Raw genomic sequence first — 26,552 nt, 5'->3', positions numbered from 1 at the left:
GGCGGGGTGCGCAGTACGCTGGGCGGATGACCACAACTCCGCGCACACCCACCGCGATCGATCAGGTCGCCGAGGAATGGGTCGACGATCTCACCCTCCTCGCGCCGACGCTCGGCACTTACATCGGACGCAATGAGGCGAACGACCGCTACGCAGATCTGAGCCCAGAGGGCCAGGACCACTACGCATCCGAGGTCCGCCGCACGCTGGCGAAGCTCGACGCGCTGCAGCCCGCCGATGCCGTCGACGAAGTCACCAAGGCCGATCTCGGCAGCGAACTGCGTCTCGAGCTCGAGCTGCACGATGCCCAGTGGCATCTGCGGGATCTCAACGTCATCGCATCGGCGCCGCAGGACATCCGATCGGTGTTCGACCTGATGCCCACGGCATCCTCCGACGACTGGGACGTGATCGCCACGCGCCTGGCCGCGATCCCGACCGCGCTGCGCGGCTACACCGCGACGCTGCGCGAGGGCATCGCCCGAGGCGTGACCCCTGCGCGGCGCCAGGCCGTCGAGGTGGCCAAGCAGATCGAGCGATACACGGCCGACGACGGCTTCTTCGCCGCGTTCGTCGCCGAGGCGACGCCCGACGAGGGCGAACTGCCCGCGTCTCTCGCACGGACTCTCGCCGACAATGCGTCTGCGGCCAGGGTCGCGTACGACGAGCTCCGTTCGTTCCTCGCCACGAGTCTCGCCGACGCGGCAGGCGACGAGGATGCCGTCGGTCGCGAGCTGTACGCGCTCAACTCGCGCCGTTTCCTCGGCGCCGCGATCGATCTCGACGAGACCTATGAGTGGGGCATCGAAGAGTTGCGGCGCATGGTCGCAGAGCAGACCGCGATCGCGAACGAGATCCTCCCCGGATCGACGGTGGAGGAGGCCGTCGCACATCTCGAGGCCGATCCGGCGCGCAAGCTCCACGGCACGGAGGCGCTGCAGCGCTGGATGCAGGAGACGAGCGACCGGGCGGTCGCCGAGCTGGGCGCCACGCATTTCGACATCCCCCAGGAGATCCGCACGCTCGAGTGCATGATCGCTCCGACTCAGGAGGGTGGGATCTACTACACCGGACCGACGGACGACTTCTCCCGCCCAGGGCGCATGTGGTGGTCGGTTCCGGAGGGTGTGACCGAGTTCGACACCTGGCGCGAACTCACCACGGTCTACCACGAAGGCGTCCCCGGTCACCACCTGCAGATCGCCCAGGCGGTGTACAACCGCACGGAGCTGAACTCCTGGCGACGCCTCCTGGCCGGCACCTCCGGCCACGCCGAGGGCTGGGCCCTGTACGCCGAGCGGCTCATGCAGCAGCTGGGCTATCTCGACGACCCCGCCGACAGGCTCGGGATGCTGGACGGACAGCGCATGCGCGCCGCCCGCGTCGTGCTGGACATCGGCGTGCACCTGAAGAAGCCGCGCCTCGACGGCCAGGGCGTCTGGGATGCCGAGTACGCGCTCGACTTCATGCGCAAGAACGTGAACATGTCCGACGAGTTCGTGCAGTTCGAGGTCAACCGCTACCTCGGCTGGCCGGGGCAGGCGCCGTCCTACAAGGTCGGTCAGCGCATCTGGGAGCAGGTGCGCGATGCCTACCGGGCCAGCCAGGGCGACGCCTTCGACGTCAAGGACTTCCACAAGCGCGCGCTCGACATGGGCGGTGTCGGCCTCGATACTCTGCGGACGGCTCTGCTGCGCTGAGCGTCAGGTGGTCGTCGGGGAATGCCACGGCGACCACCATGGTTCATTCACCTGAATAGGAAAGGGTTGACATGGACATCGAGTTCGGGCTGGACACCTTCGGCGACATCACACGCGACACGAACGGGGATCTGCTCTCGGCCGCGCAGACGATCCGCAACATCGTCGAACAGGCGGAGCTGGCCGACCGCGTCGGCGTCGACTTCTTCGGCGTGGGGGAGCACCACAGAGCAGAGTTCGCTGTCTCATCCCCGGAGATGGTGCTGGCAGCGATCGCTTCGCGCACCGAGCGCATCCGGCTCGGCACGGCGGTCACCGTCCTGTCCTCCGACGACCCCGTGCGCGTGTACGAGCGCTTCGCGACCTTGGACGCCGTCTCGAACGGGCGTGCAGAGGTCGTCCTCGGGCGCGGATCCTTCATCGAGTCGTTCCCGTTGTTCGGGTTCGACCTGCGCGACTACGACGCGCTCTTCGAAGAGAAGCTCGAGCTGTTCGTCGAACTTCTGAAGGAGAAGCCGGTCACCTGGTCCGGCACGATGCGGCCGGCCCTTGAGGGCGCCGACGTCTTCCCGAAGACCGAGCGCGGACTGCGCACCTGGGTCGGCGTCGGGGGCAGCCCCGAATCCGTCGTCCGAGTCGCCCGCCACGGGCTGGGCCTCATGCTCGCCATCATCGGCGGGCCGGCTGCCCGCTTCGCGCCCTTCGTCGAGCTGTACCACCGCTCGGTGGCGAGTTTCGGCACCGCCTCGCACCCGGTCTCAGTGCACTCGCCAGGGCACATCGCCCGCACGGACGAGGAAGCCTGGGATGCCGCGTACGAGGGCTTCGAGGCGATGAACAACACGATCGGCGCGGAGCGCGGCTGGCCGCCCTACAGCCGGGCGCGCTTCCAGAACGACGTCGGCTCCGCAGGAGCGATCTACTCCGGTTCTCCGGAGCGCGTCGCCCAGAAGATCGCCGAGACCGTGCGCACCCTCGGGCTCGGCCGCTTCGATCTGAAGTACGCCACAGGCACCCTCGCACACGAGCAGATGATGCAGAGCATCGAACTGTACGGCACCGAGGTGATCCCGCGGGTTCGCGAGCTGCTCGCCGGTTGATGCGCGATGCGGGCCCGGCGCGGCTCTACGATGAGGGTCATGGCTGATACTCTGCCGAGCCGTGCCTCCCTCGCCGGTCGGCTCGACGACCTCCCGTTCACACGTCGGCACCTGAAGGTCCTGACCGGCTCCGGGGTGGGCTGGGCGCTCGACGCCATGGACGTCGGCCTCATCTCGTTCATCATCGCCGTTCTCGCGCAGCAGTGGGAGCTGACCAAGACCGAGACGGGATGGATCGCCTCGGTCGGCTTCATCGGCATGGCGATCGGGGCGAGCCTGGGTGGTCTGCTCGCTGACAGGCTCGGTCGCCGACAGGTCTTCGCGTTGACGCTGCTGATCTACGGCATCGCCACGGGTGCCAGTGCGCTGGTCGGGGGAGTCGCGGCGCTGCTCGTCCTGCGGTTCTTCGTCGGCCTCGGCCTCGGGGCTGAGCTTCCCGTCGCATCGACCTACGTGAGCGAGTTCGCGCCGGCCCGCATCCGTGGCCGGCTGATCGTCATCCTCGAGGCCTTCTGGGCGGTCGGCTGGACCGCGGCAGCCCTGATCGGATACTTCGTGATCCCGGCATCCGAGGACGGATGGCGGTGGGCATTCGCGCTCGGCGCTGTGCCGGCCGCGTACGCCATCGTCGTCCGGTGGGCTCTACCCGAGTCCCCGCGGTGGCTGGCCGGGCGCGGCCGCATCGCGGAGGCGGAACGGATCGTCACGGCCTTCGAGACGGATGCCGGAATCATCACGGAACCGGCGATCCGCAAGGAGCCGCCGTCCCGTGCTCTCGCCGTCACGACGCGAACTCGCCTGAGCACCCTGTGGCATCCCGAGTTCCGCGTGCGGACGATCTGCATCTGGCTGGTCTGGTTCTGCGTCAACTTCGCCTATTACGGGGCCTTCATCTGGATTCCCAGCATCCTCGTGGACGCCGGGTACGACCTGGTGCGCTCCTTCGGCTTCACGCTGCTCATCACGCTCGCCCAGTTGCCCGGTTACGCCGTCGCGGCATGGTTGATCGAGGTCTGGGGCCGGCGCCTCACCCTGTCCGTGTTCCTGGCCGGCTCGGCGGTCTCGGCCGTCCTGTTCGGCACAGCGACGGGCGAGACCGCGATCATCGCTACGGGAATGGCGTTGTCGTTCTTCAACCTCGGCGCGTGGGGCGCGCTCTACGCCGTGACCCCAGAGATCTATCCGACGTCGTTGCGGGGCACCGGCACCGGGTGGGCGGCAGGCGTCGGCCGGATCGCATCGATCATCGCGCCGCTGCTCGTCCCCGTGCTGCTGGCCGCCGGTGGCGCTCCGCTGCTGTTCGTCGTCTTCGCCGCGGTCTTCGTCGTGGCGGCCGTCGCCGTCTGGGGCCTGGTCGACCGCAGGGGACAGGCGCTCGACGATCGCTGAGCAGGTCTCTCCGAGCAATAGGCTGGAGAGCGTGAGTGCAGTGAGATTCGTGGCGATCGGAGATTCGTTCACCGAGGGCGTCGGCGACGACCTTCCGGATGGCCGAGTGCGCGGGTGGGCGGACATCGCCGCACAGGGCTGGGCGGATGTCGCCGGTCACCCGATCGAGTACGCGAATCTCGCCATCCGCGGGAAGCTGGCCTGGCCGATCGTCGAGCAGCAGCTGGAGCCTGCCCTGGCGCTCCGACCGACGCACCTGTCTTTCAACGGCGGCGGCAACGACATGCTGCGCCCCCGAACCGACGTCGAGCACATCGCCGATGCCTTCTCGCGGGTGCTGCGACGGTGCGATGAAGAAGGCGTCACGCTGATCCTCCTGTCGGGTGCGAACCCCTCCGGGCAGTTGCCGATGGGCTCGCTCGTGCAACGCAGGGGTGACGAGTTGTCGGATGCCGTGATCCGCCGCATCGCGGATCGACCCGACGTCATCCGGGCGCTGAACTGGCCGGACAAGGAGCTGTCGACGCCTCCGTACTGGTCCGAAGATCGGCTGCACATGAACGCGGCAGGACACCATCGGGTCGCCGCGCGGGTTCTGCATGGTCTCGGCTTCGAACCGCCCGCCGCATGGTGGTCGCCGACGGCGTACCCGCCGGCCGGGCCGAGCGGATTCGCCTACTACCGCCAGCATGTCGGGCCCTGGGTGAAGCGGCGCGTCACCCGGACCTCGTCGGGCGACGGGCGCGAGCCCAAGCATCCGACATGGGTCGAACTGGTGCCGCAGTGACGACGGCGCGGAGCCGGCTGCTGCCGCGCCGCATCACCCAGCTGCTCGTCGGCCTGTTCCTGTACGGCATCGGCATCGCCTTCATCGTGCGCGGCGAGATCGGCGCCGCGCCCTGGGACGTCCTGACGCAGGGGATCGCGAATCACGTTCCGCTGAGCTTCGGCGTCATCACCATCCTCACCAGCGTCGTGGTGCTTCTGCTGTGGATTCCGCTTCGTCAGAAGCCGGGCGTCGGCACGCTCCTGAACGCGCTGCTGGTCGGGCCGGCTGCCGACATCGGACTGGCGCTGATCCCGACGGGCCAGGACCTCTGGCTGCGCATCTGCTTCTTCATCATCGGTCTCGTCCTGCTCTCGGCCGCGACCGGGCTCTACATCGGGACGCACTTCGGCCCAGGCCCCCGCGACGGCCTGATGACCGGCTTGCATCGGGTCACCGGCTGGCGGATCTGGATCGTGCGGACCGCGATCGAGGTGACGGTGGTGCTGATCGGCTGGCTGCTGGGTGGGAACGTCGGGTTCGGAACTCTGGCGTTCGCGCTGCTGGTGGGCCCCTTGTGCCAGCACTTCATGCGGATCTTCGCGATCCGCGTCCCGGCACGTGACGCGGCGACGGCATGACCGACTTCGAACTCGCGCGGATTCCTTCCGGAACCGTCACACTGCACGATGCGCGTAGACAAGAGCGACGCGACGTCGCACTCGAAACGTTCGAGCTCGGCGTGTTCGCCGTGACGGAAGAGCAGTTCGCCGAAGTCCTCGGGATCGCCTCCCAGCATCCTCGGCGGCCGGCGGCCGATCTGAGTTGGTTGCGGGCGGTACGGTTCTGCAACGCGGCATCCGAGTGGGAGGGCCTGGACCCGGCGTACTCCTTCGACGGCGAGGTCGTCACCTGGCACGTCGACACCGACGGATATCGTCTGCCCACAGAAGCCGAATGGGAACACGCCTGTCGTGCCGGCTCGACGGGCCCGCACTACGGTCCGCTCGCCGAAGTCGCGTGGACGAGCGCCGACGGCCTTCGGCATCCGCAGGACGTCGGAGGCAAGCTGCCGAATCTGAATGGGCTGTTCGACACTCTCGGCAACGTCTGGGAGTGGTGCTGGGATCTGCTCGACCCGGCGCGCTATGACGACTATCGGGTTTTCCGCGGCGGCGGGTTCGACGATGATGCGTGGAGCGTCAGAGCGTCCGTTCGCCGAGGGGGAGCGCCGCGAATGCATCATGCCGATGTCGGCATGCGTCTGGCCCGCGGTGGCTTCGACGCCGTGGATGCCGCGCAGGGGTGGTCAGCGCGCGCGGATCGAGAACGGGCATTCGTCGACGGTGCTCGACCCGTGGGGTGGACGCCGCGGCGCTGAGGGTCGGTGCCCCGTGTCAACCCCCTGGCAGGAAACCAGCCGAGCCCGCAGGGTGAGAACCCCAGGCGCTCCTGCGCCGCCACCGGACCCCAGGTCCCGGAAGGAGTTCTCATGAGCATCGGAACCGGAGTCGTGCTGTTCGTGATCGGCGCGATCCTCGCATTCGCGGTCAACGTCGAGGTCGAATGGGCGGATCTCGACATGATCGGCTACATCCTGATGGGCGCCGGCGCCGTCCTGTTCATCGTCGGACTGATCCTGATGGCGAAGCGCCGTCGCACCGACGTCGTGACGCGCAGCGAGGTCGACCCGGCCGCGGGGGAGCAGGTGTCCCGGCGCACGACACGTGCGGACGACCCTGGCACCCTCTGATCCCCGCTGATCAGGGCATTGCGCGCACCATGTAGCGCCTCGGGTCGTCGGGATTCTCGAAGCCGTATTGCGCGTACAGACCGTGCGCGTCTGCGGTCGCGAGGAGGATCCGTGTGATTCCGAACGGCCTCAGGTCGTCGACCACACCCTCGACGAGCATCTTGCCGGCACCGCGACCGCGCACAGCATCGTCGACGAACACGTCGCACAGCCACGCGAACGTCACCCGGTCCGTCACGACTCGGGCGTAGGCGACCTGTGCGCCGGTCTCGTCATCCCACACGCCGTAATTGCGGGACGCGTCGATCGCCGCATCCTGAGTCGTACGAGGGCGACCAGCGGCCCAGTACGACTGCTCACTCAACCAGGCGTGCACCCTGACGCGATCGATGCGGGCGTCGTCCTGCGCGAAGGTGAAGGTCACGTGCGTCTCCGTTCCGGGTCGAGTCCGATGCGGATGCGCGTGCGCTTCCGCTCGATGATGATGAATGCGGCTCCCAGCAGCCACAGCGGTACCTGAGCGAGGAACGCGATGCGGAAGGCATCCAGCGAATATGTATCTGGAGTGCCGGCGCCCTGGAGGTCGAGCGCGAGCCCGATGAGGAAGATCGCGATCAGGGCGGCGATGAAGCCGCCGGCGTTCGTCACGCCCGTGGCGGTGCTGAGCCGGTGCGACGGGTTGTGGGTACGGGCGTGGTCGAACGCGATCATGGATGCCGGGCCTCCGGTGGCCAGAGCGACAGCCAGCACGTAGAGAAGCCAGAGCGGCGCGGTGCCCGGCCATGCGATCACGACGAGCCAGGCGATCATCTGAATCGTGACGGCGGGGAGCACGAGTGCCACCGAACGGTAGTTCGGGATCCGCCGTGAGAGGTCGCCGATCAGTGGCCCCAGAAGCATTCCCGCAACGACATATACCGAGATGATCGTTGCAGCTTGGGCGGTCGACAGGCCTTCGCCCGAGGTGAGGAAAGGCATGCCCCACAGGATCACGAATGCCGTGCCGGCGAAGGGCGTGGTGAAGTGCGACCAGAACGCCAGGCGTGTCCCGGGGTGCGCCCAGGCGGCGCGGATTCCGACGCCCGTGTCGATCGCACTCGTCACCACGCGCACGACACCGGTGTCGGTGTTCACGCTCACGTCTGCGTCGCGCTCCGGAGGATGGTTGCGGATCACGGCGAAGACGAGGATCGCGAACAGGATGCCGAGGCCCGCGATGCTGCCGAACGTGATCGTCCAGCTGGTGGCGTGCAGCAGCGCGGCGAGCGGGATGAGCGCGACCAATTGGCCCGTCTGCCCGACGAGGCCGGTGAACTGCACCATCACGGGGCCCCGTTGCGCGGGGAACCAGGTCGCCACCAACCGGAGCACGGCGGGGAACACGGCCGCGTCGCCGGCACCCAGGAGGATACGCGCGATGAGGGCGATGCCGATGCTGGGGGAGATCGCCATGACGAGTTGCCCGGCCGCCATCAGCACCATCCCGATAGTGATGATGGGACGAGAGCCGTACTTGTCGAGCAGGATGCCGATCGGGATCTGCATGCCGCCGTACACCGCGAGCTGCACGACGGCGAACAGCGACAGCGTCGAGGCATCCGCCTGGAACCGCTCGGCCGCATCGACGCCGACGGCGCCGAGCGATGTGCGGTTCGTGATCGCCAGCGTGTACGCGGCGACTCCGACCGACCAGATCAGCCACGCCCGCCATCCCGGCGTTGTCGCGGGGGAGACGGGGGCTGACTGCACCCCTCTACGCTACTCCTCGGTCAGCGCAGATCCCGTGCGAGCACGCAGAGCGCAGGGGAGTCGCCGATGCGGATCCCGGTCGCGATCTCGTGCCATCCCTGCGCGGCGTAGAAGCGCCCTGCGGAGTCCGCATCGGCGTACCGGCTGAGCACGGCCGTCGAGTACGGCAGGTCGGCGAGCAACGCGTCCATCAGTGCCGAGGCGACGCCGGACCGGCGATGCTTCCTGTCGACGGCGAGCTCCATCACGCTGTAGCAGGACACCCCGAGCCATCGGTCGCGCGTGCCCTCGTCGAGGAGCGGTGCGACCCGATCGCGCCACCAGTCGCCGGCGGCGATGCCCGTCCCGAGGGCGAGTCCCGCAGCGTCCGCACCCTCCGAGGCCAGCAGCATCCGGAAGTGCGGCCTGGATGCGGCATAGCGCCGGATGCGCTCCGTGAAAGACGCACGGCTTGCCTCGGCATCCTCGTCGTACGGCGCCTCGGCGAAGGTCCGGGCGTAGAGGTCGGCGGCACGGTCGAGCTGCTCATCGCTGCTGTCCCAGGTCGAGATCCGGACGCCGGTCATGTGATGTTCGCCATGTCTGCGAAGAGCAGACGCGCATGCGGCTCGAAACCATTGCGTTCGTACATCGCGATGGAATCAGGGGAGGCGTGCACGGTCACGTGCTCAGCTCCCCGCTCCCGTGCGGCATCGAGGACGGCATGGACCAGGCGTCCGCCGACTCCGCGGTTGCGGAAGGACGGCAGCACGTAACAGGACTGCAGGTCGCCGGACAGGCGATCGAGACTGCGCGTGGTAGGGACGCGTGGTGCGAGCGCGAGCCAGGCCATGCCGACGATCTCGGCATCGGCTACGGCGACGAAGGCGACGTGGGATGCCGCATGCTGACGAGCCCAGTCCGCCGCCGCGGAGACATATTCCGCTTCGGTCATGGCCGGTCGTTCGCCGCGATCGTTCACGGTCCACAGCCAACGCAGTCGCACAACTCGCTCGAGCTCGTCGTCGTGCGCCGGGCGGACTTCGATCGGCGCCGCATCCGTTCTGCTCGTCACGTCAACCTCCGAACTCAGCAATGCGGATCATCGAATGTGCTGGATGCCGACGCGGAATCGTCGCAGCTGATAGCGCCATGGTGGCAGGCGCGGCTGCGTCAGCGTGAGTCCGGCATCCCGAGCGATCCACTCGACGACCTCATCCGTCGTTCGATCATCAGTCGCGACGTGGGTGGCGTAACGGCGAGTCGCGAGCGCGGCGACGCACCGGGGAATCTGCTCCATCGCCCAGGTCTCGCGATGCAGTCCCGATGCCACGAACGCGATGCGCGTGCTCAGGCGCTTGCGGAGCGTCTCCGGACTGGCGATCAGGGCATAGTGCCGCACGTCCACGCCGCGGTCGCGCAGCCCGCCGATGATCTCGTCGAAGTAGTCATCGCGCACGATCGTCATGGGCACCAGCACGGGGTTCGGGTGGGACGCATCCGCGTGCACCAGAGTCTCGACGACCGAGGATCGCCACTGCGGCAGGTCCTGGAAATCGCCGCGCTCGGCGGGCGGAATCATCCGGTGGAAGGCGAACCCCGCCAACTCGGGATCCGCGACGTGCGAGCCATCGAGTCGGCGCTTCAGCTCGAACGCCGTATGCGTCTTACCCGAGCCGAAGGCGCCGTTGATCCAGATCAACACGGGGATCAGCTTAGAGCGCGCTGATCCGGATCAACGGCGAGTCGCCCTTCTGGCGTGTTCACCCACGGGTCGGCCAACAGGCAGCGTCGCTCGCGATGAACGTCGCGGTCAGTTGAGGCGCTCTGTGAGGTGGACGGTGACGTCGTCGCCATCCGTGCGTTCGATCCGCTTTCTGATGGATGCCGCGATCGGCAGCTTGTGAGTCCCGTCACCGAGCGCGATGAAGGCACCGCGGAACGGCTCGCCGTCCACTGTGCCGGCGACCTTCACGAGTCCACGTGTGCCGAAGATGCTGGCGGATTCGGGAAGTTGGACGCACGTCCAGGTGTCGCCTTCGCGCACCTTTCCCAGTGTGGCCGTGAAGGTGATGTCGAGGGGAGTGGGAGTGCTCATGTCAGTGGTCCTTTCTCGTTCACTGGACGAAGTTTCCGACGATCGCTCCGATGATCGCGAGCTTGATGACCCAGTCCAGCAGGTGGATGCCCGCTACCGGGAGTGCGGTGTTCTCGTGCACGACACCTCCCATCAGGAGGATCAGCGGCAGGACCGACAGGCCGAGTCCCAGCAGCGCACCAGCCCCGGCGCCGTGCCAGCCGGCCGCCAGCATCACGCCAGCCACGAGACACGAGGCGAGCAGGCTGCGCAGGACCACGGATCCGATCTGGACGGCAGTGCTGAGCCCCGGTCGCGGCGTGCTGCTGCGCGTGACCAGCGCCGAAACAGGGGGCACCGCGTAGAGCACGGCTGAGGCGAGGAACGAGACCACCGTGGCGATGGTGATACCGATGACGACCATGTGCAACCTCCTTTAGTACTGTTCGGTACTCAATCTACATTCGTCATTTAGAACCGTCAAGTACTAAAGTGGAGCCATGGCATCTGAACTGCGAACTCGGGGACGCCCGACCGGTCTCACCGGCGAGAGCCTGCTGGCAGTCGCGCGTGATGTGTTCCTCGAGAAGGGATACTCCGGGACCTCGATGGAGGAGATCGCCAAGCGCGCGAGGATCTCGAAGGCGTCGCTGTATCGAGAGCATGCGTCCAAGAGCGAGTTGTACGCCGCGGTCGTCGAGAACTGGGCCGCCGCCGGTCGTGACGCGATGCGCCCGGCTCTGGCCGAACTGCGGGGGAGTGCGGACGTGCGCTCCGGACTCCTCGAACTCGCAGCGACGATGCGCAAAGGCATCCTGAGTCCGCCTGTGATGGCGATGCGGATGCTGGTCACAGCTGAAGCCGCTGCCCACCCCGAAGTCGCAGAGGGCTACCTCGAACAGAGCTGGCAGCGCAACATCCACAACCTGGCGGCGGCGCTGAAGGAGATCGCCGAGGCCGGCCGTCTGCGCATCGAGGATGCCGATGAGGCCGCCGAGCAGTTCACGTGGCTGGTGATCGGAGCACCTTTGAACGCGCGTATGCTCGGGGGAGACGCCGGCGACACGCCGAGCATCACGGGTGCCGTCGACCTGTTCATGGCCCGCTACGGCGCGTGAGCGCAGGGCGCCTGAGCAGCTGGTCTGTTGAACCAGTGGAGCGGTTGCCCGATGACACGTGGATTCCCGAGGCAGGCGCTCTAGTCTCGATTCCGTGAGTCGAACGGCCGTCGTCATCGAGGTTCCCGATGCGGAGCCGATCGCTGGCTCGTGGCGCCGCGAGTTGACCAAGGATGGGGCTCTGGGCATGCCGCCACACGTGACCGTTCTGTTTCCCTTCGTGGCACTGGACGAACTCGACTCCGATGTTGTCGCTCAGCTGTCGATCATCGCCGCCCATCACCCCGCCTTCGACTTCGCACTCACGGACACGCAGTGGTTCGGTGAAGGCGTTCTTTGGCTCTCACCAGAGCCCGCGAGTTCATGTCGGGCTCTCATCGAAGATGTCGAGACAGCGTTCCCGATGCTGCGTCCGTACGGTGGCGCTCACGACGTGACCGTTCCGCACCTCACCCTCGGCGCAAGCAGCGACAGAGCGGCGCTGAGATCAGCAGAGCATGCCGCGCAGGCGCTGCTACCGGTGTACGCGACCGCTCAGGCGCTGGCCGTATTCGCGGAGCAGGCCGACGGGCGATGGGCGAGGCAGCACACGATTCCACTCGGAGAGTCGGCGATCGCAACAAGGTAGCCGACTCACAGACGATCAGCCCCGGCATCCTCTCGCCTGAACCGAGCGTCGCTCAGCGCACCATCCTGATCTCGACGATTCCGTCGAGATCAGAGTCCACGAACTCAGCGCCGTCCGCCACGAATCCCTGCTTCTCGTAGAACGCTCGAGCGCGCTCGTTCTCCCTCAGAACCCAGAGCTGCGCAGGCCGATCTTCTGCAACCATGTCCAGGAGTGAGCGCCCGACGCCGGTTCCCTGTTCACCGGACAAGAGATAGATCGAATAGAGGTGCCAGTCGCGCGCAGGCACCATGCCCTTCGAAGCATCCGGATGCGTAGCCGGGCCCGCGAATGCGAAGCCGACGACGCGCCCGTCTCGCTCGGCTACCGCGATCCTTCCGGGGAGCGGATCGAGCGCGAGGATCGACGTCCACATCCGACCCCGCTCTGCCAAGGCTTCCGCGTCCATCAATCGATCAGGGATGAGTCCCGAGTACGTCTCGCGCCACGACTGAATATGGACGTCGGCGATGCCTTGTGCGTCCGTCGATCGCGCAAGCCGTACGTGCGCGGGGGAGTCGGTCATCCACCGAAGCTATCGCGTCGCGGCATCCTCGTGTCGTGCCGTCCGCAGCGGCGAGAACGCGACGACCAACGTCGCGATCAGGAAGATGACCGCCCCGATGCCGAGCGTCCATTGGTACCCGAGCCACACCATCAGCACACCGGTGAGAAGAGCCCCGAAGAAGAACACGACCCGGTTGATCGTGCGGATGGTCGCGTTCATTCGGCCTTGGATCTCGTCGGGAGCAACCGCCTGTCGATAGGCGATGTCGTTCGTGTCCTCGATGCCCATTGCGAGTCCGTACAGGAACTGGGCCGTTGCCACGACCACGAGAAGGATGCCGACGCCGCTGTCCGCGGTGAGCGGAGCCGCGGCGAGGATGGCCCACGGCACGACGACGAGTGCTCGCCCGAGCAGAATCGCGCGACCAGCGCCGAGAAGCGCGCCGACGCGTGGTGCGATCAGTGCGCCGGCGAACCCGCCGACGCCGCCCGCCGCGAGGGCGATGCCGAATGCCCACGCGGGCAGAACCAGTTCGCGCAGCACGTAGACCGCGAACACCGTGGTCACGATGCTGTTCCCGAGGAACCACACGTGCACCGAGAAGGCGAGTGGGCGAAGGGTCGGATGCTGGTACGTGTACCGCATGCCTTCGGCGATGTCGTGCCCGATATGGCGACCCGCGGCGCGCTTGGCGACCTTCGACTCGTCGACCCGGATCCGCTGTTGCAGCACCGCGGCAACAGCGTTGATCACGGTCTCGAAGATGAACACGATCGGCGCGCCGACGAGGTTGAGCAGCAATCCGCCGAGCGCCGGCCCAGCCGTTCCGGCGACCGTCGTGCTCTGTCCGAGGCGCGCGTTCGCCGACACGAGTGAGTCCCGCGGGACGATACACGGCAGCAGCGGTTGCGCAGCGGAGTCGGCGAAGAGCGTCAGCACTCCGAGCGCGAGGATCACAGCCGCAAGCGTCCAGAACGTGAGTGTGTCCGTGATCAGCAGGATCGGCACGACGCCCAGGACCACAGCACGCCCGATGCTGGTGAGCACGAGCGTGCGCTGGCGACGCCAGCGATCCATGAGGGCCCCGACGATCAGCCCGAGAAAGAGATACGGGACGACACCGAGTGCGCTCAGCACGCTGATCTGAACGGGTGTCGCATTCAATACTGTGATGATGAGGACCTGGAATGCGACGCCCGCGATCGCTCCGCCGAACGAGCGGATCGTCGTGGCGCTCCAGAAGTACGCGAATGCCGGATTCGTCAGAATCTCGCGTCGAGGCGCCGCCGGAAGGGCGTCATCGTCTGCGTCTGGCATGTCTTCAGACTACTGAGCGGGCGTCACATGCCCGCGGCATCGCTTCCGCCGGGATAGTGTCCCAGCATGGAACTGGAAGAGATCTGGCCGCTGTTCGGACTGGAGATATCGACGCCGCGACTGAAGCTGCGGCCGGTCAGGGATGCAGATCTTCCCCAACTCGTCCAGGCCGCACTCGATGGCGTGCACGAGCCGGATCGCACGCCCTTCAGCGTGCCGTGGACCGACGCGGAGCCGAGCGAGCTCCCACGGAATCTCGCGGCGTACCAGTGGAGCCTGCGCAATCGGGTCACTCCGAAGCATTGGACAGTAGCCTTCGCCGTCCATTTCGAAGGGGGAGTGGTGGGATCCCAGGATCTCTCTGCATACGACTTCGCCAACCGGCGCACCGTGAGCACGGGCTCATGGCTGACGAAGTCGGTGCACGGCAGGGGACTGGGCACCGAGATGCGGGCTGCGCTTCTGATGTTCGCCTTCGACACGCTCGGTGCGCAGTGGGCAGAGTCGGGCGCCGCGATCTGGAATATGGCGTCTCTGGGCGTCTCGCAAAAGCTCGGCTACGAACTGAATGGAGTCACGCGTGTATCGCCGCGGCCCGGCGAGCCCACCGACGAGCAACGTGTGCGCCTGGAGAAGACGTCCTTCGTGAGGCCCGACTGGGATATCGCCGTCCGGGGCGCGGAGGCCGCATTGGCTCAACTCGGGGTGGAACCGTAGCGCGGCTGCATCGTCCACAGCCCGAAAGAGACGCCGGTGATGTCTTGATACGTACCGAACCACCGGTCATCGCCGCGTCCGCGGGGGACGGCTTCTCCCGTTTGAGCTGACATAATGTGCATTATCGGAAAATACGAACGGGGCGCCTGGGCACGGTCGAGATCAGCTCGGCCGGCGCCGAGTGCACCGGACCAGGACCGGCATAATCGGATCATGCCCTCGACCAGTCCTGTGACTCTGTGCTGTCTGCTCTGGGCGCGTCCTGGTCTCGTCAGCGAAATGAACGCCTACGAGGATGCGGTCATCGCACGGCTCGCCGACCACGGCGCGGAACTCGTTCAGCGCGCGTTCGGCAACGGCAGCGCCGAGCATCCCCACGAAGTGCAGTTGTACTCGTTTCCCGATCAGGCCGCTCTGGACGGCTTTCTCGCCGACCCGCAGCGTCTTGAGCTCTCGGACGAGCGCGACCGGGTGATCGCTCGGACCGAGCTCTTCCCAGTGACGCTGCCGACGCAGGCGCCCGCCCCGTTCGGCGGCGATGTCGAGATCGACTGGGTCTCTGCCCGCGCAGCGAATCGTGAGAACTGGGACGACCGCGCAGCTCTACACGAGCAGGCGTACGGGCTCGAGGGCTTCGACGATCCTGAACACCTCAGCGACGTCGTGCGGGAGGATCTCCCGGTCTTGACGAGTTTCCTCGACGGGCACTCGATCGCAGGTCTCGATGTCTGTCACCTTCAGTGCCATATCGGCACCGACACCATCTCGCTCGCTCGTGCCGGCGCCTCTGTGACCGGGGTCGACTTCTCCTCCGCCGCGCTGCGCACCGCCGACCGTCTCGCCGAGCGTGCGGGAGCGTCCGTCAGATGGGTCGAGTCAGACGTTCTGGATGCTCGTGCCGCCGTCGATGGCGCTTTCGACGTCGTCTACACGAGCATCGGCACGATCACCTGGCTGAACGATCTCGACCGGTGGGCCGAGCAGATCCATGCACTGCTGAAACCGGACGGGACGTTCTTCATCCGCGACGGCCACCCAGCTCTCTACGCGCTCGATGAGAATGCTCCGACGCTGACCACCCGGTACGCGTACTTCGGCGATGGCCGTGCGCAGCAGTGGGATGACGACGCCACGTATGCCGGTGACGGCAGGGTTGCGCATGCACGCACCTATGAGTGGCCGCATCCGATCTCGGAGATCATCGGATCTCTGCTGCGCGCGGGTCTTCGCCTGGTCCACTTCGACGAGGGCCGGACACTCCCCTGGCGCTTCAGTCCCCGCATGGTCGAAGTCGCCGGTGGCTTCGCGTGGCCCGAAGCCGAGCGCAACCTCGTTCCGTGCACGTACACGATCGTCGCGCGTCGCGACTGACAAGTGGATCCTCCCATGAAGAAGTACATCCTGTTCGACAACGACGGAGTCCTCGTCGACACCGAATACTGGTACTACCGGGCCGGCGAACGTGCCCTGGCGTCGGTCGGCGTGCGGCTCGATCTCGACCAATACCTCAAGGACATGGCACAGGGCCTCGGTACCTGGCATCAGGCCACCCTCGCGGGCGTCGACCAGGCGACGATCGACCGTCTGAAACTGCTGCGCAACGAGTACTACCAGCATTCCCTGCGTACCGAGGCGATAGAGATCGACGGCGTCGACGACGTCCTCGCCGAGTTGGCACGGCACGTCAGCATGGCGATCGTGACGACGTCGAAGAGAGCGGACTTCGATCTGATCCACGCAGACCGAGGGATCCTCCAGTTCATGGATTTCGTGCTTGCGCGCGACGATTATGCACAGCCGAAGCCCCATCCGGAGCCCTATCTGACCGCCCTCGAGCGCTTCGGCGCCACGAAGGCCGAAACCCTCATCGTCGAGGATTCGGCTCGAGGGCTTCGCTCCGCCGTCGCCGCCGGGATCGACTGCGCCGTGGTGCACAATGACTTCACACAGGCCCAGGACTTCTCAGGTGCGACCCACCGGATCGACACGCTCCGTGAACTGCCCGATCTCGTGAGATGACCGTCATCCCTCGCCGGGACGACCCCACGTCCCGCCGCCCGGAGGCGTGGGACAGATCGCGCCCGTCGGTATCGCACCGACCTCGGCACGAATCGCTGTTCCGTTCGGGATGTTGACGTACGTGAAAGCGATCCCTTCGAGATTCTCGCCCTCCGGTGTCGCTCCGAGTGAGACCGCGTCGTATGTCTGGTCGACCGCAACCGGATCCGTGCGGGTCAGCACCAGCCCAGGCGTCGGATTCGCGATCATCCAGTTCATGGCCTCTCCCGGGAGCATCCCGTCGACCGTCCAGTATCCCGTCACGGTCATGGTCGGCGTGCAGACCCAACCCTGCCACTGACCGGCGAATGTCTCGCTCGGACTCTTGTCGACGGCGATCGCGCCCGGTGGAACCGGCGTCGCCGCCAGCCAGCCGTCTGCGCGCTGCTGAGCGTCGGTGTTCGCCGCTGACTTTTCCTGCGCCGGAGTTGCGGTCGGCGATGCGGTCATCTCTGCCGTGGATGTCGGCACCGCCGCGGGCATCGATGCGCAGCCCGTGACGAGTCCCGCCGCCGCGACTGCGGCGACGACCGTGAAACGTCCCCGAGTATTCATCTCCCCGAAGCTAGCAGAGCACCGCCCTCACGCCCCGACGTACTGGGCCAGGTGCTCCCCCGTCACCGTCGACTTCCCCGCGACGAGCTCGGCGGGTGTGCCCTCGAACACGACCCGACCGCCGTCGTGTCCTGCGCCGGGGCCGATGTCGATGATCCAATCGGCGTGCGCCATGACCGCCTGATGGTGTTCGATGACGATGACGGTCTTCCCAGCATCCACCAATCGGTCCAGGAGACCGAGAATGGTGTCGACGTCCGCAAGGTGCAGACCTGTCGTCGGCTCGTCGAGGACGTACACGTCGCCCTTCTCCCCCATCTGGATCGCGAGCTTGACGCGCTGACGCTCACCGCCCGACAGCGTCGACAACGGCTGTCCGAGCGAGAGATAACCGAGTCCGACGTCTTCGAGACGCCCCAGAATGGCCATGGCCGCCGGGATCCTGGCTTCTCCCTCGGAGAAGAAGACACGCGCCTCGGCGACCGGAAGATCCAGCACCTGGGTGATGTCCTTGCCGCCGAGCTTGTACTCGAGCACCGCCGCCTGGAAGCGCTTGCCCCCGCAGTCCTCGCACGGCGTCTCGATCGTGTCCATGAACCCGAGTTCGGTGATGATGACGCCCGATCCCTTGCAGGTCGGGCATGCACCCTCGGAGTTCGCGCTGAACAGCGCCGGCTTGACGCCGTTCGCCTTCGCGAAAGCCTTGCGGATCGGTTCGAGCAGCCCTGTGTACGTCGCCGGGTTGCTGCGCCGAGAACCCTTGATCGCGCTCTGATCGATCGACACCACTCCTTCTCGCGGCGTGACCGATCCGTGGATCAGCGAGCTCTTGCCCGATCCCGCTACGCCGGTGACGACAGTCAGCACGCCTGTCGGGATGTCGACATCGACGTTCTGAAGGTTGTTCTCGGTCGCACCTCGGACCTCGATCGCACCGGTGCGCTCGCGCACGGCATCCTTCAGGGTGGCGCGGTCGTCGAGATGGCGACCCGTGATCGTATCGCTCGCACGAAGTCCCTCGACCGTTCCCTCGAAGCAGATCTCGCCTCCGGACGCGCCGGCGCCGGGTCCGAGGTCGACCACATGGTCGGCGATCGTGATCGTCTCCGGCTTGTGCTCCACGACGAGAACGGTGTTGCCCTTGTCGCGCAGCTGGAACAGCAGCGAATTCATCCTCTGGATGTCGTGCGGATGCAGACCGATGGTCGGCTCGTCGAACACGTAGGTGATGTCGGTGAGCGACGAGCCGAGATGCCGGAGCATCTTGATCCGCTGCGCCTCTCCCCCGCTCAGCGTGCCGCTGGGGCGTTCCAGGCTCAGGTAACCGAGACCCAGCGTGACGAAGGCGTGCAGGTTCGCGCGCAGGGCTTCCAGCAGCGGACCGGCACCGGGCAGATCGAGCTCCGCCACCCAGTCGGCCAGGTCGGTGACCTGCATCCGGCACGCATCCGCGATGCTCTTGCCGGCGATCTTCGACGACCGGGCACCCTCCGTCAGGCGTGTGCCGTCGCACTCCGGGCAGACCTTGAACGTCGCCACCCGCTCCACGAAGACGCGGATGTGCGGCTGCAGCGCATCGAGATCCTTCGACAGCATGGCTTTCGTGATCTTCGGGATCAGACCCTCGTAGGTCATGTTGATTCCGCTGATCTTGACCTTCGTCACCTCCCCGTACAGGAACAGGTGCCGCTGCTTCTCGGTGAAGTCGGCGATCGGCTTGTCGGCCGGGTAGAAACCGGACTGCGAGAACCCCTTCACCATCCAACCGTCCGCCGTGTAGCCGGGCACCATGATCGCGCCCTCGTCCAGTGACTTCGTCTCGTCGACGATCTGTGCGAGATCGAGGTCCGACACCGCTCCTCTGCCCTCGCAACGCGGACACATGCCGCCGAGGTAGATCGCATCCTTCACGATCTTCTTCTCGCCGCCGGGGCCGGTCATGACCCCGCTGGCCTTCTGGGTCGGGATGTTGAAGGAGAACGCCGTCGGACCGCCGATGTACGGCTCCCCCAACTTCGAGAACAGGATCCGCAGCATCGCGTTGGCGTCCGTCACGGTACCCACGGTCGAACGCGGGTTCGCTCCCAGCCGCTCCTGGTCGACGATGATCGCCGTCGTCAGGCCCTCGAGCACGTCGACGTCGGGGCGTGGCACCGACGGCATGAACCCCTGCACGAACGCGCTGTACGTCTCGTCGATCATTCGGCGGGACTCCGCAGCGATCGTGTCAAAGACCAGCGAGCTCTTTCCCGACCCCGAGACGCCGGTGAACACCGTCAGTCTGCGCTTCGGGAGGACGACGCTGACGTCCTTCAGGTTGTTCTCACGCGCACCGGCGACGCGGATGCTGTCGTGTGAATCGGCGATGTTCGCCATCGTCGTCCTCTCTGATTCAAGCCTGCTGCAGACGCACCATGTTGCCCGCTGGGTCGCGGAAGGCGCAGTCCCGGATGCCGTAGGGCTGGTCGATCGGCTCCTGCACGACATCGGCGCCCTTGGCCTCGATCGCCGCAAACGACTCATCGACATCGTCTGTCGCCAGAACGATACCGCCGAAGCTGCCCTTGGCCATCAGTTCGAGGATCGTGGCGCGCTCCTCATCATTGATCCCGGGGTCGACGGCAGGCGGCGTGAGCACGATCGCCGTGTCCGGCTGGCCGACCGGACCGACCGTGATCCACCGCATCTCCTGGTAACCGACGTCTTTGCGGACCTCGAAACCGAGAATGTCGCGGTAGAAGGAGAGGGATGCCTCGGCATCCGTGTGGGGCAGGAAACTCGCGTTGATGGTGATGTTCATGGGTTCGACGCTACGGGCGGGAAGGCGGCTTCGCTTCTCGATTCCTGATCGGTCTCGTCGCCTGCTTCTCCACCCACGACGGGATGCCGGGGCCGAGGCCGGGATTCTCTCGATAGGCACTCGGCGGCACGCCGACCAGTTCGGAGAATCGCGTGCTGAACGTCCCCAGCGACGAGAACCCCACCTCGAAGCACACATCCGTGACGCTGAGGTCCCCGCGCCGCAGCAGCGCCATCGCCCGTTCGATCCGTCGCGTCATGAGGTAGGCGTAAGGCGACTCCCCGTAGGCCTGTTTGAACTGCCTGCTCAGGTGCCCTGCGGACATATGGATGCCGCGCGCCAGCGCCTCGACATCGAGAGGCTGCGCATACTCGCGGTCGATCCGGTCTCGGACCCGGCGCATCAGGGCGAGTTCCTGGAGTGCTCGGGATGCGGCGTCGTTCACTGTCCCGATCATTGCACGGGATGAACCAGAATGACGGTACTCGCGTGCGCCTCGGTCCCGTGCGGATGCCGCGCGCTACGCTGAGTGCGACCTTCACAGGTTCTTCCCAGAAAGGCAAACTCATGTCGGACGCACTCTCCGAAGCCAAATCCGTATTCACATCTCTGCGTGTCGCGCTCGCGGTATCGGGCGTGCTCTCGCTCATCGTCGGCATCCTGCTGCTCGTCTGGCCCGGCAAATCCGCCGGAGTCCTGACCTGGATCCTCGCGCTGTTCCTGCTCATCGCCGGTCTCACCTCGATCGCGATCGGCATCTTCTCGGGCAAGGCAGGCGGCTGGGCGCGCGTCGGGTACATCGCCCTCGGCCTGCTGTACATCGTCGCCAGCGTCGTGGCGTTCGCCAACATCGCCACGACAACGGCTGTCCTCGCCGTCATCGTCGTCATCTTCATCGGGGTCAGCTGGATCGTGGACGGCATCGTCTCGCTGACGCTGATCAACCAGGCGGCCTCGAAGGGCTGGACGATCGCGTTCGCCATCATCAGCATCATCGCCGGAATCGTCGTGCTCTTCTCGCCGCTGGGCGCCGCGCTGGTGATCTGGTGGATCCTCGGCATCTCGCTCGTCGTCATCGGCATCATCCAGATCGTCCGCGCCATCACCCTGGGCAAGGACGAGAAGGAGATCACGAACGACATCCGGACCGAGCTCGGCTGAGCCGGTACCTGACCGGACGAGAACGGCCCCTCCCGATCGGGAGGGGCCGTTCTCGTCTGTGCCCTATTCGGCGATGAACCCCGACGTGTCGCCCACGAGGCGCGTGTTGTCCACCGGCACCGGATCGAGCGCGGCCTGGGCCACTTCGGCCGCGAACTCCGACACGTTGTAGAGCTTTCCGGCATCTTCACGACGTGCCGAGATAGCACCCGGATTCGCCCGCTCGAGGAGCGTCGCCGTGATGGTGCCCTCGATCATGTCGCCCGACACGATCGTGAACCCGATCCCCTTCTCCGACAGGGCAGGGATGAGTTCGCGCAGTGCGTCCTCACCTGCGCGCTTGGACAGAGCGACCGGCTCGTACTCCGGCATGGTGGGGGTCGTGCGGATGAAGTGCGCCTGGTGACTCGTCACGAAGACGACGCGCGACCCATCGCCGAGCAGCGGCAGCGCGGTGTTCAGGACGCTCAGCTGCGCGTCGCGGTTCAGCAGCAGCGCGTAGTCCTCGGCCATACCCGACTCCATGCCGCCCGACGCGTTGAGCACCAGGATGTCGAGGCGCCCGAATTCAGCCCGCACCTGTTCGAACATCTCCTCGACGGATGCCGGATCCGTGAGGTCCGCTCCGACGACGAGGGCACGTCGTCCGAGTTCGCGCAGCTGGGCCGCGAGCTTCTCCGCTCGCGGCGCCTTGTTGCGGAAGTTGATGACGACGTCAGCGCCGGCCTCGGCGAAGTATCGGACCGTGTCGGCACCGATGCCGCGCGACGAGCCGGTCACGAGCGCGACCTTGCCGGTGAGGGATCCTGCGGGCAGAACGTCGGGCACGATGACTCCTTGAGATACGAGGGCGACCGCGTTCGCGCGGCCGGTCCAGCCTACCAATCGCCCCCTCTCCTTCCGCGTCGCGACCGCGTGATAGGTTGACCGCAAAGGAGGGTGCATGGACGGTTTCAACGCGTTCGTCGAACTCGTTGATCAGTGGGCCTGGATCGGTTGGCTCGTCCTGATCGCGACGTTCCTCGTCATCGAGATGCTCTCGCTCGATTTCACTTTCCTCATGCTCGCGCTGGGAAGCGCGGTAGGGCTCATCACCGATCTCGTCGGGACCCCTGTCTGGGTTCAAGTGCTCGCGGCGGCTCTCGCCGCGGCTCTGTTCATCCTCTTCCTGCGACCTCCGCTGCTCAAACGGCTCCGTCGTGGTGAGGATCCGACCAAGTCCAATGTCGAAGCGCTGATCGATCTGCGCGGATTCGCCCTCACCGACATCACTCAGCTCACAGGACAGGCGAAGCTCGCGAACGGCGACACCTGGACCGCACGCACCGCGACAGCGGCGCCGATCCCGCAGGGTGCGCCGCTTCTCGTCAGTTCCATCAACGGCGCCGTCGCCGTCGTACGCCCCGCAGGTGAATAGGAGACCCAGTGGACGACTCGTTCATCCCGGCCGCGATCGGATGGATCCTCGCGATCGCCGTGATCATCTTCGTGGTGGTCACGGTCGCGCGCGCGATCCGCATCATCCCGCAGGCCACGGCCGGCGTCGTCGAACGACTCGGTCGCTATCACAAGACTCTCGCGCCTGGACTGAACATCCTCGTGCCGTTCATCGACCGGTTGCGCCCGCTCATCGACATGCGCGAGCAGGTCGTGTCGTTCCCGCCGCAGCCCGTCATCACCGAGGACAACCTCGTCGTCTCGATCGACACGGTGGTCTACTTCCAGGTGACGGATGCACGCGCCGCGACGTATGAGATCGCCAACTACCTCGGCGCCGTCGAGCAGCTGACCACCACGACACTGCGAAACGTGGTCGGCGGTCTCAACCTCGAAGAGGCGCTCACCAGCCGCGACAACATCAACGGTCAGCTGCGCGTCGTGCTCGACGAGGCCACCGGCAAGTGGGGCATCCGCGTCGGACGCGTCGAGCTGAAGGCGATCGATCCGCCCATCTCGATCCAGGACTCCATGGAGAAGCAGATGCGTGCCGAGCGCGACCGTCGCGCTGCGATCCTGACGGCCGAGGGCTCGAAGCAATCCCAGATCCTCGAGGCCGAAGGTCAGCGGCAGGCCGCGATCCTGCAGGCTGAAGGCGACAAGCAGGCTGCCGTGCTGCGCGCCCAGGGTGAGGCCGAGGCGATCCAGAACGTGTTCACCGCGATCCACCAGGGCCAGCCGGACGACAAGCTGCTCGCCTACCAGTACCTGCAGATGCTGCCGAAGATCAGCGAGAGTCCATCCAGCAAGCTGTGGATCATCCCCAGCGAGCTCACCGAGGCTCTCAAGGGCATCGGCACCGCGTTCACGCCTCGTCAGGGGCCGCCGTCCGGCACCCCGGGCGCGTGACGCACCCGTACTTCACCGGATCACGGCACCCTCGAGTCCTCGCCCATCGCGGCCTACCAGCGGCCCACGAGGACTCGACTGTGTGGGAGAACACCGCGGCCGCCTTCGCCGCCGCCCACGCGGCGGGAGCCGAGTTCATCGAGACGGACTGCCGAGTCACGGCGGACGGCGACGTGGTGCTGTTCCACGACGAGACGCTCGAGCGGCTCCTCGGCGATCCGCGTCCCGTCGACGAGGTGCGCACGTTCGAGCTCGCCGAGCTGCTCGCCCCGCACGGGGGCCTGCAGACGGTCTCGGACGCGCTCACCGGCTTCCCCGAGATCCGGTTCAACATCGACGTCAAGACGGACGCCGCGGTCGATCCGATCGGGCCGGCCGTCGCGCCGCACGCCCACCGCGTGCTGCTGACGAGCTTCTCGGATGCGCGACGGCGGCGTTCCGTGGACTCCGTCGTGGCCGCCGGCGCCGCCATGCGACCGGCGACTTCCGCCGGCCGCAGCACCATCATCGCGCTGCGACTGCTGTCGATGGTGCGCCTCTCCCCCGCGCGCGTTCTGCGGGATGTGGATGCCGTGCAGATCCCCGAGCGACAGGGTCCGATCCACCTGTTCACGCCATCCCTCGTCCGCGCCGCGCAACGCGCAGGTGTCGAGGTGCACGTGTGGACCGTGAACGATCCGGACGACATGCGCAGACTCGTCGCGGCAGGGGCCGACGGCATCGTCACGGACCGAGCCGACATCGCCGTCAAAGCTCTTTCGCTGACCTGAAGCATGTCCCGCTGGGATTCGACTGTGAATCGCGCCGAGGAATCAGCGCCGTGGATGAAGCGCACAGGTCAGAGCGTTATACCTGAGAGCGACGAGAGGACCACACAATGGCAGATCGCAGCCTGCGCGGCATCCGACTCGGCGCCCAGAGCCTACAGAGCGAAGAGGGCGTCGTGTTCATGGAACGCCGCGAAACCACCTATACCTGTGACGCGTGCGGACACGTCACGACCCTGATGTTCGCAGCGGATGCAGAACCGCCGCAGACGTGGGAGTGCCGCACGTGCGGCGCCGACGCGGTGCTGCAGGTGGACGGCAAGTCCGTCACGCTCGATGCGAGCGACGAGAAGGCCGCACGTACGCACTGGGACATGCTGCTCGAGCGCCGTACGCGCGCTGAACTCGAGGAGCTCCTGGAGGAGCGCCTCGCCTTCCTCCGCGCCCGCCGTGGCGCAGGGGAAGACCCGACCCGCGAGAAGATCGGCGCCTAACCGCGCCTGCGCGCGCTCCACCACCCGATCAGGAGCGCCGCGAGCCCGCCCCAGAGCAGCAGCTGCTGCACCCAGGGGCCCAAGACGATCCCCGGCGTGAGGCCGGAGCGCAGCTCGACATCCTCGAGCATCGCTCCGGCCTCATCCGCGTTGAGGAAGGCGACCGTCGACCCGTCAGGGCGGATGATCTGGCTCGTTCCGACGGTCGAGATGTTCACGACGGACCGGCCGGTCTCGATAGCCCGCATACGCGCGAAAGCCAGCTGCTGCAGGTTCTCGTCGGTGCCGCGGAAGTCGGCGTTGTTGGTCTGGAGGATCAGCACTTCGGCGCCGTCTCCGACGCTCTCGCGGATCACGTCGTCATAGATCACGTCGAAGCAGATCGCCAGTCCGATGATCGCGCCGTCGACGTCCATGATCGGCGGATTCGTACCCGGTGTGTACTCGCGCTGGAGCAGCCCGATCAGATCCGGCACGATCGTGTTGTAGAACGCCCGGTCAGGGACGTACTCGCCGAACGGCACCGGATGGCGCTTGTCGTGCGTCTGCTCGGCGGTGCCGTCCTCAAGCCACAACATCGAGGTGTTGAAGTACTCGCCGTCGCGCTCCGTTGCGGCGTTGGCCAGGAGCGGGGCCTCGGCGCGATTCGCCACCAGGGTCAGACGTCGGGCGAGGTCCGCATTCTGGAACGGATCGCTGTCGACCGAGCCCTCCGGCCATACGAGCAGGTCGATGTCTTCGCCGTACAGCGGTCGGGAGGCGTCCGTCTGGGCATCGATGATCGAGTATGGCGGTCGTTCGTCGAAGTAGCCGGTCGGGCCGTTGCCCTGAACAGCACCGATGCGCAGGCTTCCTGCTGCGGTGGTCGGGAAGGCAGGGACGAACAGGAGCAGAGCGACGGCAACGGCCGGGATCAGCAACCGCACCGGACGGCGCCACAGGCGCAGGCGGATCGACTCGATGAGCACTGCGACGGCGAACACCATCAGGAAGCTCAGTCCGCTCACGCCCACCCAGGAGGACAGGGGTGCGAGGGGACTCGTCGACTGCGTCATCCCCAGTCGCGCCCAGGGGAAGCCGCTGTACGGTAGGGCGCCAACGACGAGCTCTCGCCCGACCCACAACGCCGCCACGAGAGCAGGCAGGGCGATGAGGCGCGCGAACGCGCCGGGGAACGCCCGTGGCAGCCACCGGTAGGCGAGCGTGATCGGGATCACTGCGACTGCGGTGAGCACCGCCTCGACCCCCGCCAGGGCGAACCACGGGATCAGGCCCAGGTAGCGCGACGTCCATGACACGAGCAGCAGGTAGAAGACCAGACCGTGGACCAGGCCGACCAGGAATGCGCCACCGGCGCGCCGACCGATCAGCGAGATCAGGAGAAGGGCCGTCGCCGGAAAGGCGAGGATCCACGCTGCGACATCCGGGTAGGCCAGGTCCATGAGCCACCCGCCCGCGGCTGCCGTGAGCACAGCGAGCCACAGAGGCAGGAGCGCGCGCGGGCGCGGGCGTGCGGTGATCTCGGGCATCC

At 66.7% G+C, this 26,552-nt stretch carries 32 protein-coding genes; 17 read left to right on the top strand and 15 right to left on the bottom strand.

The window, feature by feature from the left end; all coding sequences use genetic code 11:
- Nucleotides 1-26 precede the first annotated feature (26 nt).
- From AC3ANJ_RS09020 to AC3ANJ_RS08990, 7 genes are all read left to right on the top strand, one after another.
- A complete protein-coding gene (locus tag AC3ANJ_RS09020) occupies nucleotides 27-1,700 on the top strand; it encodes a DUF885 domain-containing protein (RefSeq protein WP_488319169.1) in 1,674 nt (557 codons plus the stop codon).
- 71 nt (nucleotides 1,701-1,771) lie between these two features.
- Complete coding sequence (locus AC3ANJ_RS09015) at nucleotides 1,772-2,800, top strand: LLM class flavin-dependent oxidoreductase (protein ID WP_488319168.1); 1,029 nt, start codon at nucleotides 1,772-1,774, stop codon at nucleotides 2,798-2,800.
- Nucleotides 2,801-2,839: 39 nt separating this feature from the next.
- A complete protein-coding gene (locus tag AC3ANJ_RS09010) occupies nucleotides 2,840-4,189 on the top strand; it encodes an MFS transporter (protein WP_488319167.1) in 1,350 nt (449 codons plus the stop codon).
- 31 nt (nucleotides 4,190-4,220) lie between these two features.
- Nucleotides 4,221-4,976, top strand: coding sequence for an SGNH/GDSL hydrolase family protein (locus AC3ANJ_RS09005; protein WP_488319166.1), 756 nt, complete (start codon nucleotides 4,221-4,223; stop codon nucleotides 4,974-4,976).
- A complete protein-coding gene (gene yczE / locus AC3ANJ_RS09000) occupies nucleotides 4,952-5,596 on the top strand; it encodes a membrane protein YczE (RefSeq protein ID WP_488319165.1) in 645 nt (214 codons plus the stop codon). The genes AC3ANJ_RS09005 and yczE overlap by 25 nt, the downstream gene beginning before the upstream one ends.
- On the top strand, nucleotides 5,593-6,336 hold the full coding sequence (locus AC3ANJ_RS08995; protein WP_488319164.1) for a formylglycine-generating enzyme family protein: 744 nt from the start codon (nucleotides 5,593-5,595) through the stop codon (nucleotides 6,334-6,336). Before yczE ends, AC3ANJ_RS08995 begins: the two co-directional genes overlap by 4 nt.
- A gap of 111 nt (nucleotides 6,337-6,447) precedes the next feature.
- On the top strand, nucleotides 6,448-6,708 hold the full coding sequence (locus tag AC3ANJ_RS08990) for a DUF6458 family protein (protein WP_406245301.1): 261 nt from the start codon (nucleotides 6,448-6,450) through the stop codon (nucleotides 6,706-6,708).
- Nucleotides 6,709-6,718: 10 nt separating this feature from the next.
- Here the strand turns inward: AC3ANJ_RS08990 and AC3ANJ_RS08985 are convergent, their stop codons facing one another.
- From AC3ANJ_RS08985 to AC3ANJ_RS08955, 7 genes are all read right to left on the bottom strand, one after another.
- Nucleotides 6,719-7,132, bottom strand: coding sequence for a GNAT family N-acetyltransferase (locus tag AC3ANJ_RS08985; protein WP_488319163.1), 414 nt, complete (start codon nucleotides 7,130-7,132; stop codon nucleotides 6,719-6,721).
- Nucleotides 7,129-8,457 carry an MFS transporter gene (locus tag AC3ANJ_RS08980; protein WP_488319162.1) on the bottom strand — a complete coding sequence of 443 codons (1,329 nt, stop codon included), beginning with the start codon at nucleotides 8,455-8,457 and terminating at the stop codon, nucleotides 7,129-7,131. The genes AC3ANJ_RS08985 and AC3ANJ_RS08980 overlap by 4 nt, the downstream gene beginning before the upstream one ends.
- Before the next feature lie 20 nt (nucleotides 8,458-8,477).
- Complete coding sequence (locus AC3ANJ_RS08975; RefSeq protein WP_488319161.1) at nucleotides 8,478-9,023, bottom strand: GNAT family N-acetyltransferase; 546 nt, start codon at nucleotides 9,021-9,023, stop codon at nucleotides 8,478-8,480.
- On the bottom strand, nucleotides 9,020-9,511 hold the full coding sequence (locus tag AC3ANJ_RS08970; protein WP_488319160.1) for a GNAT family N-acetyltransferase: 492 nt from the start codon (nucleotides 9,509-9,511) through the stop codon (nucleotides 9,020-9,022). The genes AC3ANJ_RS08975 and AC3ANJ_RS08970 overlap by 4 nt, the downstream gene beginning before the upstream one ends.
- Before the next feature lie 27 nt (nucleotides 9,512-9,538).
- Nucleotides 9,539-10,141, bottom strand: a complete 603-nt coding sequence (locus AC3ANJ_RS08965; protein ID WP_488319159.1) for an AAA family ATPase — start codon at nucleotides 10,139-10,141, stop codon at nucleotides 9,539-9,541.
- A gap of 108 nt (nucleotides 10,142-10,249) precedes the next feature.
- Entirely contained in the window at nucleotides 10,250-10,534 is a 285-nt protein-coding gene (locus AC3ANJ_RS08960) for a DUF1905 domain-containing protein (protein ID WP_488319158.1), read from the bottom strand.
- A 19-nt stretch (nucleotides 10,535-10,553) separates the two neighbouring features.
- Nucleotides 10,554-10,937 carry a DUF1761 family protein gene (locus AC3ANJ_RS08955; protein ID WP_488319157.1) on the bottom strand — a complete coding sequence of 128 codons (384 nt, stop codon included), beginning with the start codon at nucleotides 10,935-10,937 and terminating at the stop codon, nucleotides 10,554-10,556.
- 76 nt (nucleotides 10,938-11,013) lie between these two features.
- Here AC3ANJ_RS08955 and AC3ANJ_RS08950 point away from each other — a divergent pair, with 76 nt between their 5' ends.
- Together AC3ANJ_RS08950 and AC3ANJ_RS08945 are read left to right on the top strand one after the other, a co-directional pair.
- The gene (locus tag AC3ANJ_RS08950; RefSeq protein ID WP_488319156.1) at nucleotides 11,014-11,631 is read left to right on the top strand and encodes a TetR/AcrR family transcriptional regulator; all 618 of its coding nucleotides are present in this window, start codon (nucleotides 11,014-11,016) and stop codon (nucleotides 11,629-11,631) included.
- Nucleotides 11,632-11,725: 94 nt separating this feature from the next.
- A complete protein-coding gene (locus AC3ANJ_RS08945; protein ID WP_488319155.1) occupies nucleotides 11,726-12,259 on the top strand; it encodes a 2'-5' RNA ligase family protein in 534 nt (177 codons plus the stop codon).
- 52 nt (nucleotides 12,260-12,311) lie between these two features.
- On the opposite strand, the gene AC3ANJ_RS08940 is transcribed toward AC3ANJ_RS08945, so the two are convergent.
- Both AC3ANJ_RS08940 and AC3ANJ_RS08935 read right to left on the bottom strand, forming a co-directional pair.
- The gene (locus AC3ANJ_RS08940) at nucleotides 12,312-12,824 is read right to left on the bottom strand and encodes a GNAT family N-acetyltransferase (RefSeq protein WP_488319154.1); all 513 of its coding nucleotides are present in this window, start codon (nucleotides 12,822-12,824) and stop codon (nucleotides 12,312-12,314) included.
- 9 nt (nucleotides 12,825-12,833) lie between these two features.
- The gene (locus tag AC3ANJ_RS08935) at nucleotides 12,834-14,123 is read right to left on the bottom strand and encodes an MFS transporter (RefSeq protein ID WP_488319153.1); all 1,290 of its coding nucleotides are present in this window, start codon (nucleotides 14,121-14,123) and stop codon (nucleotides 12,834-12,836) included.
- Nucleotides 14,124-14,189: 66 nt separating this feature from the next.
- On the opposite strand from AC3ANJ_RS08935, the gene AC3ANJ_RS08930 reads away from it, so the two are divergent.
- From AC3ANJ_RS08930 to AC3ANJ_RS08920, 3 genes are all read left to right on the top strand, one after another.
- A complete protein-coding gene (locus AC3ANJ_RS08930; protein ID WP_488319152.1) occupies nucleotides 14,190-14,840 on the top strand; it encodes a GNAT family N-acetyltransferase in 651 nt (216 codons plus the stop codon).
- A gap of 213 nt (nucleotides 14,841-15,053) precedes the next feature.
- A complete protein-coding gene (locus AC3ANJ_RS08925; RefSeq protein WP_488319151.1) occupies nucleotides 15,054-16,211 on the top strand; it encodes a class I SAM-dependent methyltransferase in 1,158 nt (385 codons plus the stop codon).
- A 15-nt stretch (nucleotides 16,212-16,226) separates the two neighbouring features.
- Nucleotides 16,227-16,859, top strand: coding sequence for an HAD family hydrolase (locus AC3ANJ_RS08920; RefSeq protein ID WP_488319150.1), 633 nt, complete (start codon nucleotides 16,227-16,229; stop codon nucleotides 16,857-16,859).
- 3 nt (nucleotides 16,860-16,862) lie between these two features.
- On the opposite strand, the gene AC3ANJ_RS08915 is transcribed toward AC3ANJ_RS08920, so the two are convergent.
- From AC3ANJ_RS08915 to AC3ANJ_RS08900, 4 genes are read right to left on the bottom strand one after another with little or no spacing between them, the layout of a single operon-like run.
- On the bottom strand, nucleotides 16,863-17,453 hold the full coding sequence (locus AC3ANJ_RS08915; RefSeq protein ID WP_488319149.1) for a hypothetical protein: 591 nt from the start codon (nucleotides 17,451-17,453) through the stop codon (nucleotides 16,863-16,865).
- Nucleotides 17,454-17,480: 27 nt separating this feature from the next.
- A complete protein-coding gene (locus tag AC3ANJ_RS08910) occupies nucleotides 17,481-19,829 on the bottom strand; it encodes an ATP-binding cassette domain-containing protein (protein ID WP_488319148.1) in 2,349 nt (782 codons plus the stop codon).
- 16 nt (nucleotides 19,830-19,845) lie between these two features.
- Nucleotides 19,846-20,253 carry a VOC family protein gene (locus AC3ANJ_RS08905; RefSeq protein WP_406245322.1) on the bottom strand — a complete coding sequence of 136 codons (408 nt, stop codon included), beginning with the start codon at nucleotides 20,251-20,253 and terminating at the stop codon, nucleotides 19,846-19,848.
- A gap of 10 nt (nucleotides 20,254-20,263) precedes the next feature.
- On the bottom strand, nucleotides 20,264-20,710 hold the full coding sequence (locus tag AC3ANJ_RS08900) for a helix-turn-helix transcriptional regulator (protein ID WP_406245323.1): 447 nt from the start codon (nucleotides 20,708-20,710) through the stop codon (nucleotides 20,264-20,266).
- Nucleotides 20,711-20,820: 110 nt separating this feature from the next.
- Here AC3ANJ_RS08900 and AC3ANJ_RS08895 point away from each other — a divergent pair, with 110 nt between their 5' ends.
- Nucleotides 20,821-21,414: an HdeD family acid-resistance protein gene (locus tag AC3ANJ_RS08895; protein ID WP_488319147.1), complete on the top strand. Its 594-nt coding sequence runs from the start codon at nucleotides 20,821-20,823 to the stop codon at nucleotides 21,412-21,414.
- Nucleotides 21,415-21,477: 63 nt separating this feature from the next.
- Here the strand turns inward: AC3ANJ_RS08895 and AC3ANJ_RS08890 are convergent, their stop codons facing one another.
- A complete protein-coding gene (locus AC3ANJ_RS08890; protein ID WP_488319146.1) occupies nucleotides 21,478-22,242 on the bottom strand; it encodes an SDR family oxidoreductase in 765 nt (254 codons plus the stop codon).
- 115 nt (nucleotides 22,243-22,357) lie between these two features.
- On the opposite strand from AC3ANJ_RS08890, the gene AC3ANJ_RS08885 reads away from it, so the two are divergent.
- The 4 genes from AC3ANJ_RS08885 (at nucleotide 22,358) to AC3ANJ_RS08870 (ending at nucleotide 25,021) form a co-directional block, all read left to right on the top strand.
- Nucleotides 22,358-22,831 (top strand): NfeD family protein, encoded by a 474-nt coding sequence (locus AC3ANJ_RS08885; RefSeq protein WP_488319145.1) that lies wholly within the window; start codon nucleotides 22,358-22,360, stop codon nucleotides 22,829-22,831.
- Nucleotides 22,832-22,839: 8 nt separating this feature from the next.
- Nucleotides 22,840-23,760: an SPFH domain-containing protein gene (locus AC3ANJ_RS08880; RefSeq protein ID WP_406245327.1), complete on the top strand. Its 921-nt coding sequence runs from the start codon at nucleotides 22,840-22,842 to the stop codon at nucleotides 23,758-23,760.
- Complete coding sequence (locus AC3ANJ_RS08875) at nucleotides 23,757-24,530, top strand: glycerophosphodiester phosphodiesterase family protein (RefSeq protein ID WP_488319144.1); 774 nt, start codon at nucleotides 23,757-23,759, stop codon at nucleotides 24,528-24,530. The genes AC3ANJ_RS08880 and AC3ANJ_RS08875 overlap by 4 nt, the downstream gene beginning before the upstream one ends.
- 107 nt (nucleotides 24,531-24,637) lie before the next feature.
- Entirely contained in the window at nucleotides 24,638-25,021 is a 384-nt protein-coding gene (locus AC3ANJ_RS08870) for an RNA polymerase-binding protein RbpA (protein ID WP_406245329.1), read from the top strand.
- Here the strand turns inward: AC3ANJ_RS08870 and lnt are convergent.
- Nucleotides 25,018-26,550, bottom strand: coding sequence for an apolipoprotein N-acyltransferase (lnt, locus tag AC3ANJ_RS08865; RefSeq protein ID WP_488319143.1), 1,533 nt, complete (start codon nucleotides 26,548-26,550; stop codon nucleotides 25,018-25,020). The genes AC3ANJ_RS08870 and lnt overlap by 4 nt on opposite strands.
- Between the last annotated feature and the right edge of the window lie 2 nt (nucleotides 26,551-26,552).

Source organism: Microbacterium sp. STRO-1N (assembly GCF_057748015.1).
Note: the sequence above shows the minus strand (reverse complement) of the source record. Positions and strands in the feature narration are given on the sequence as shown.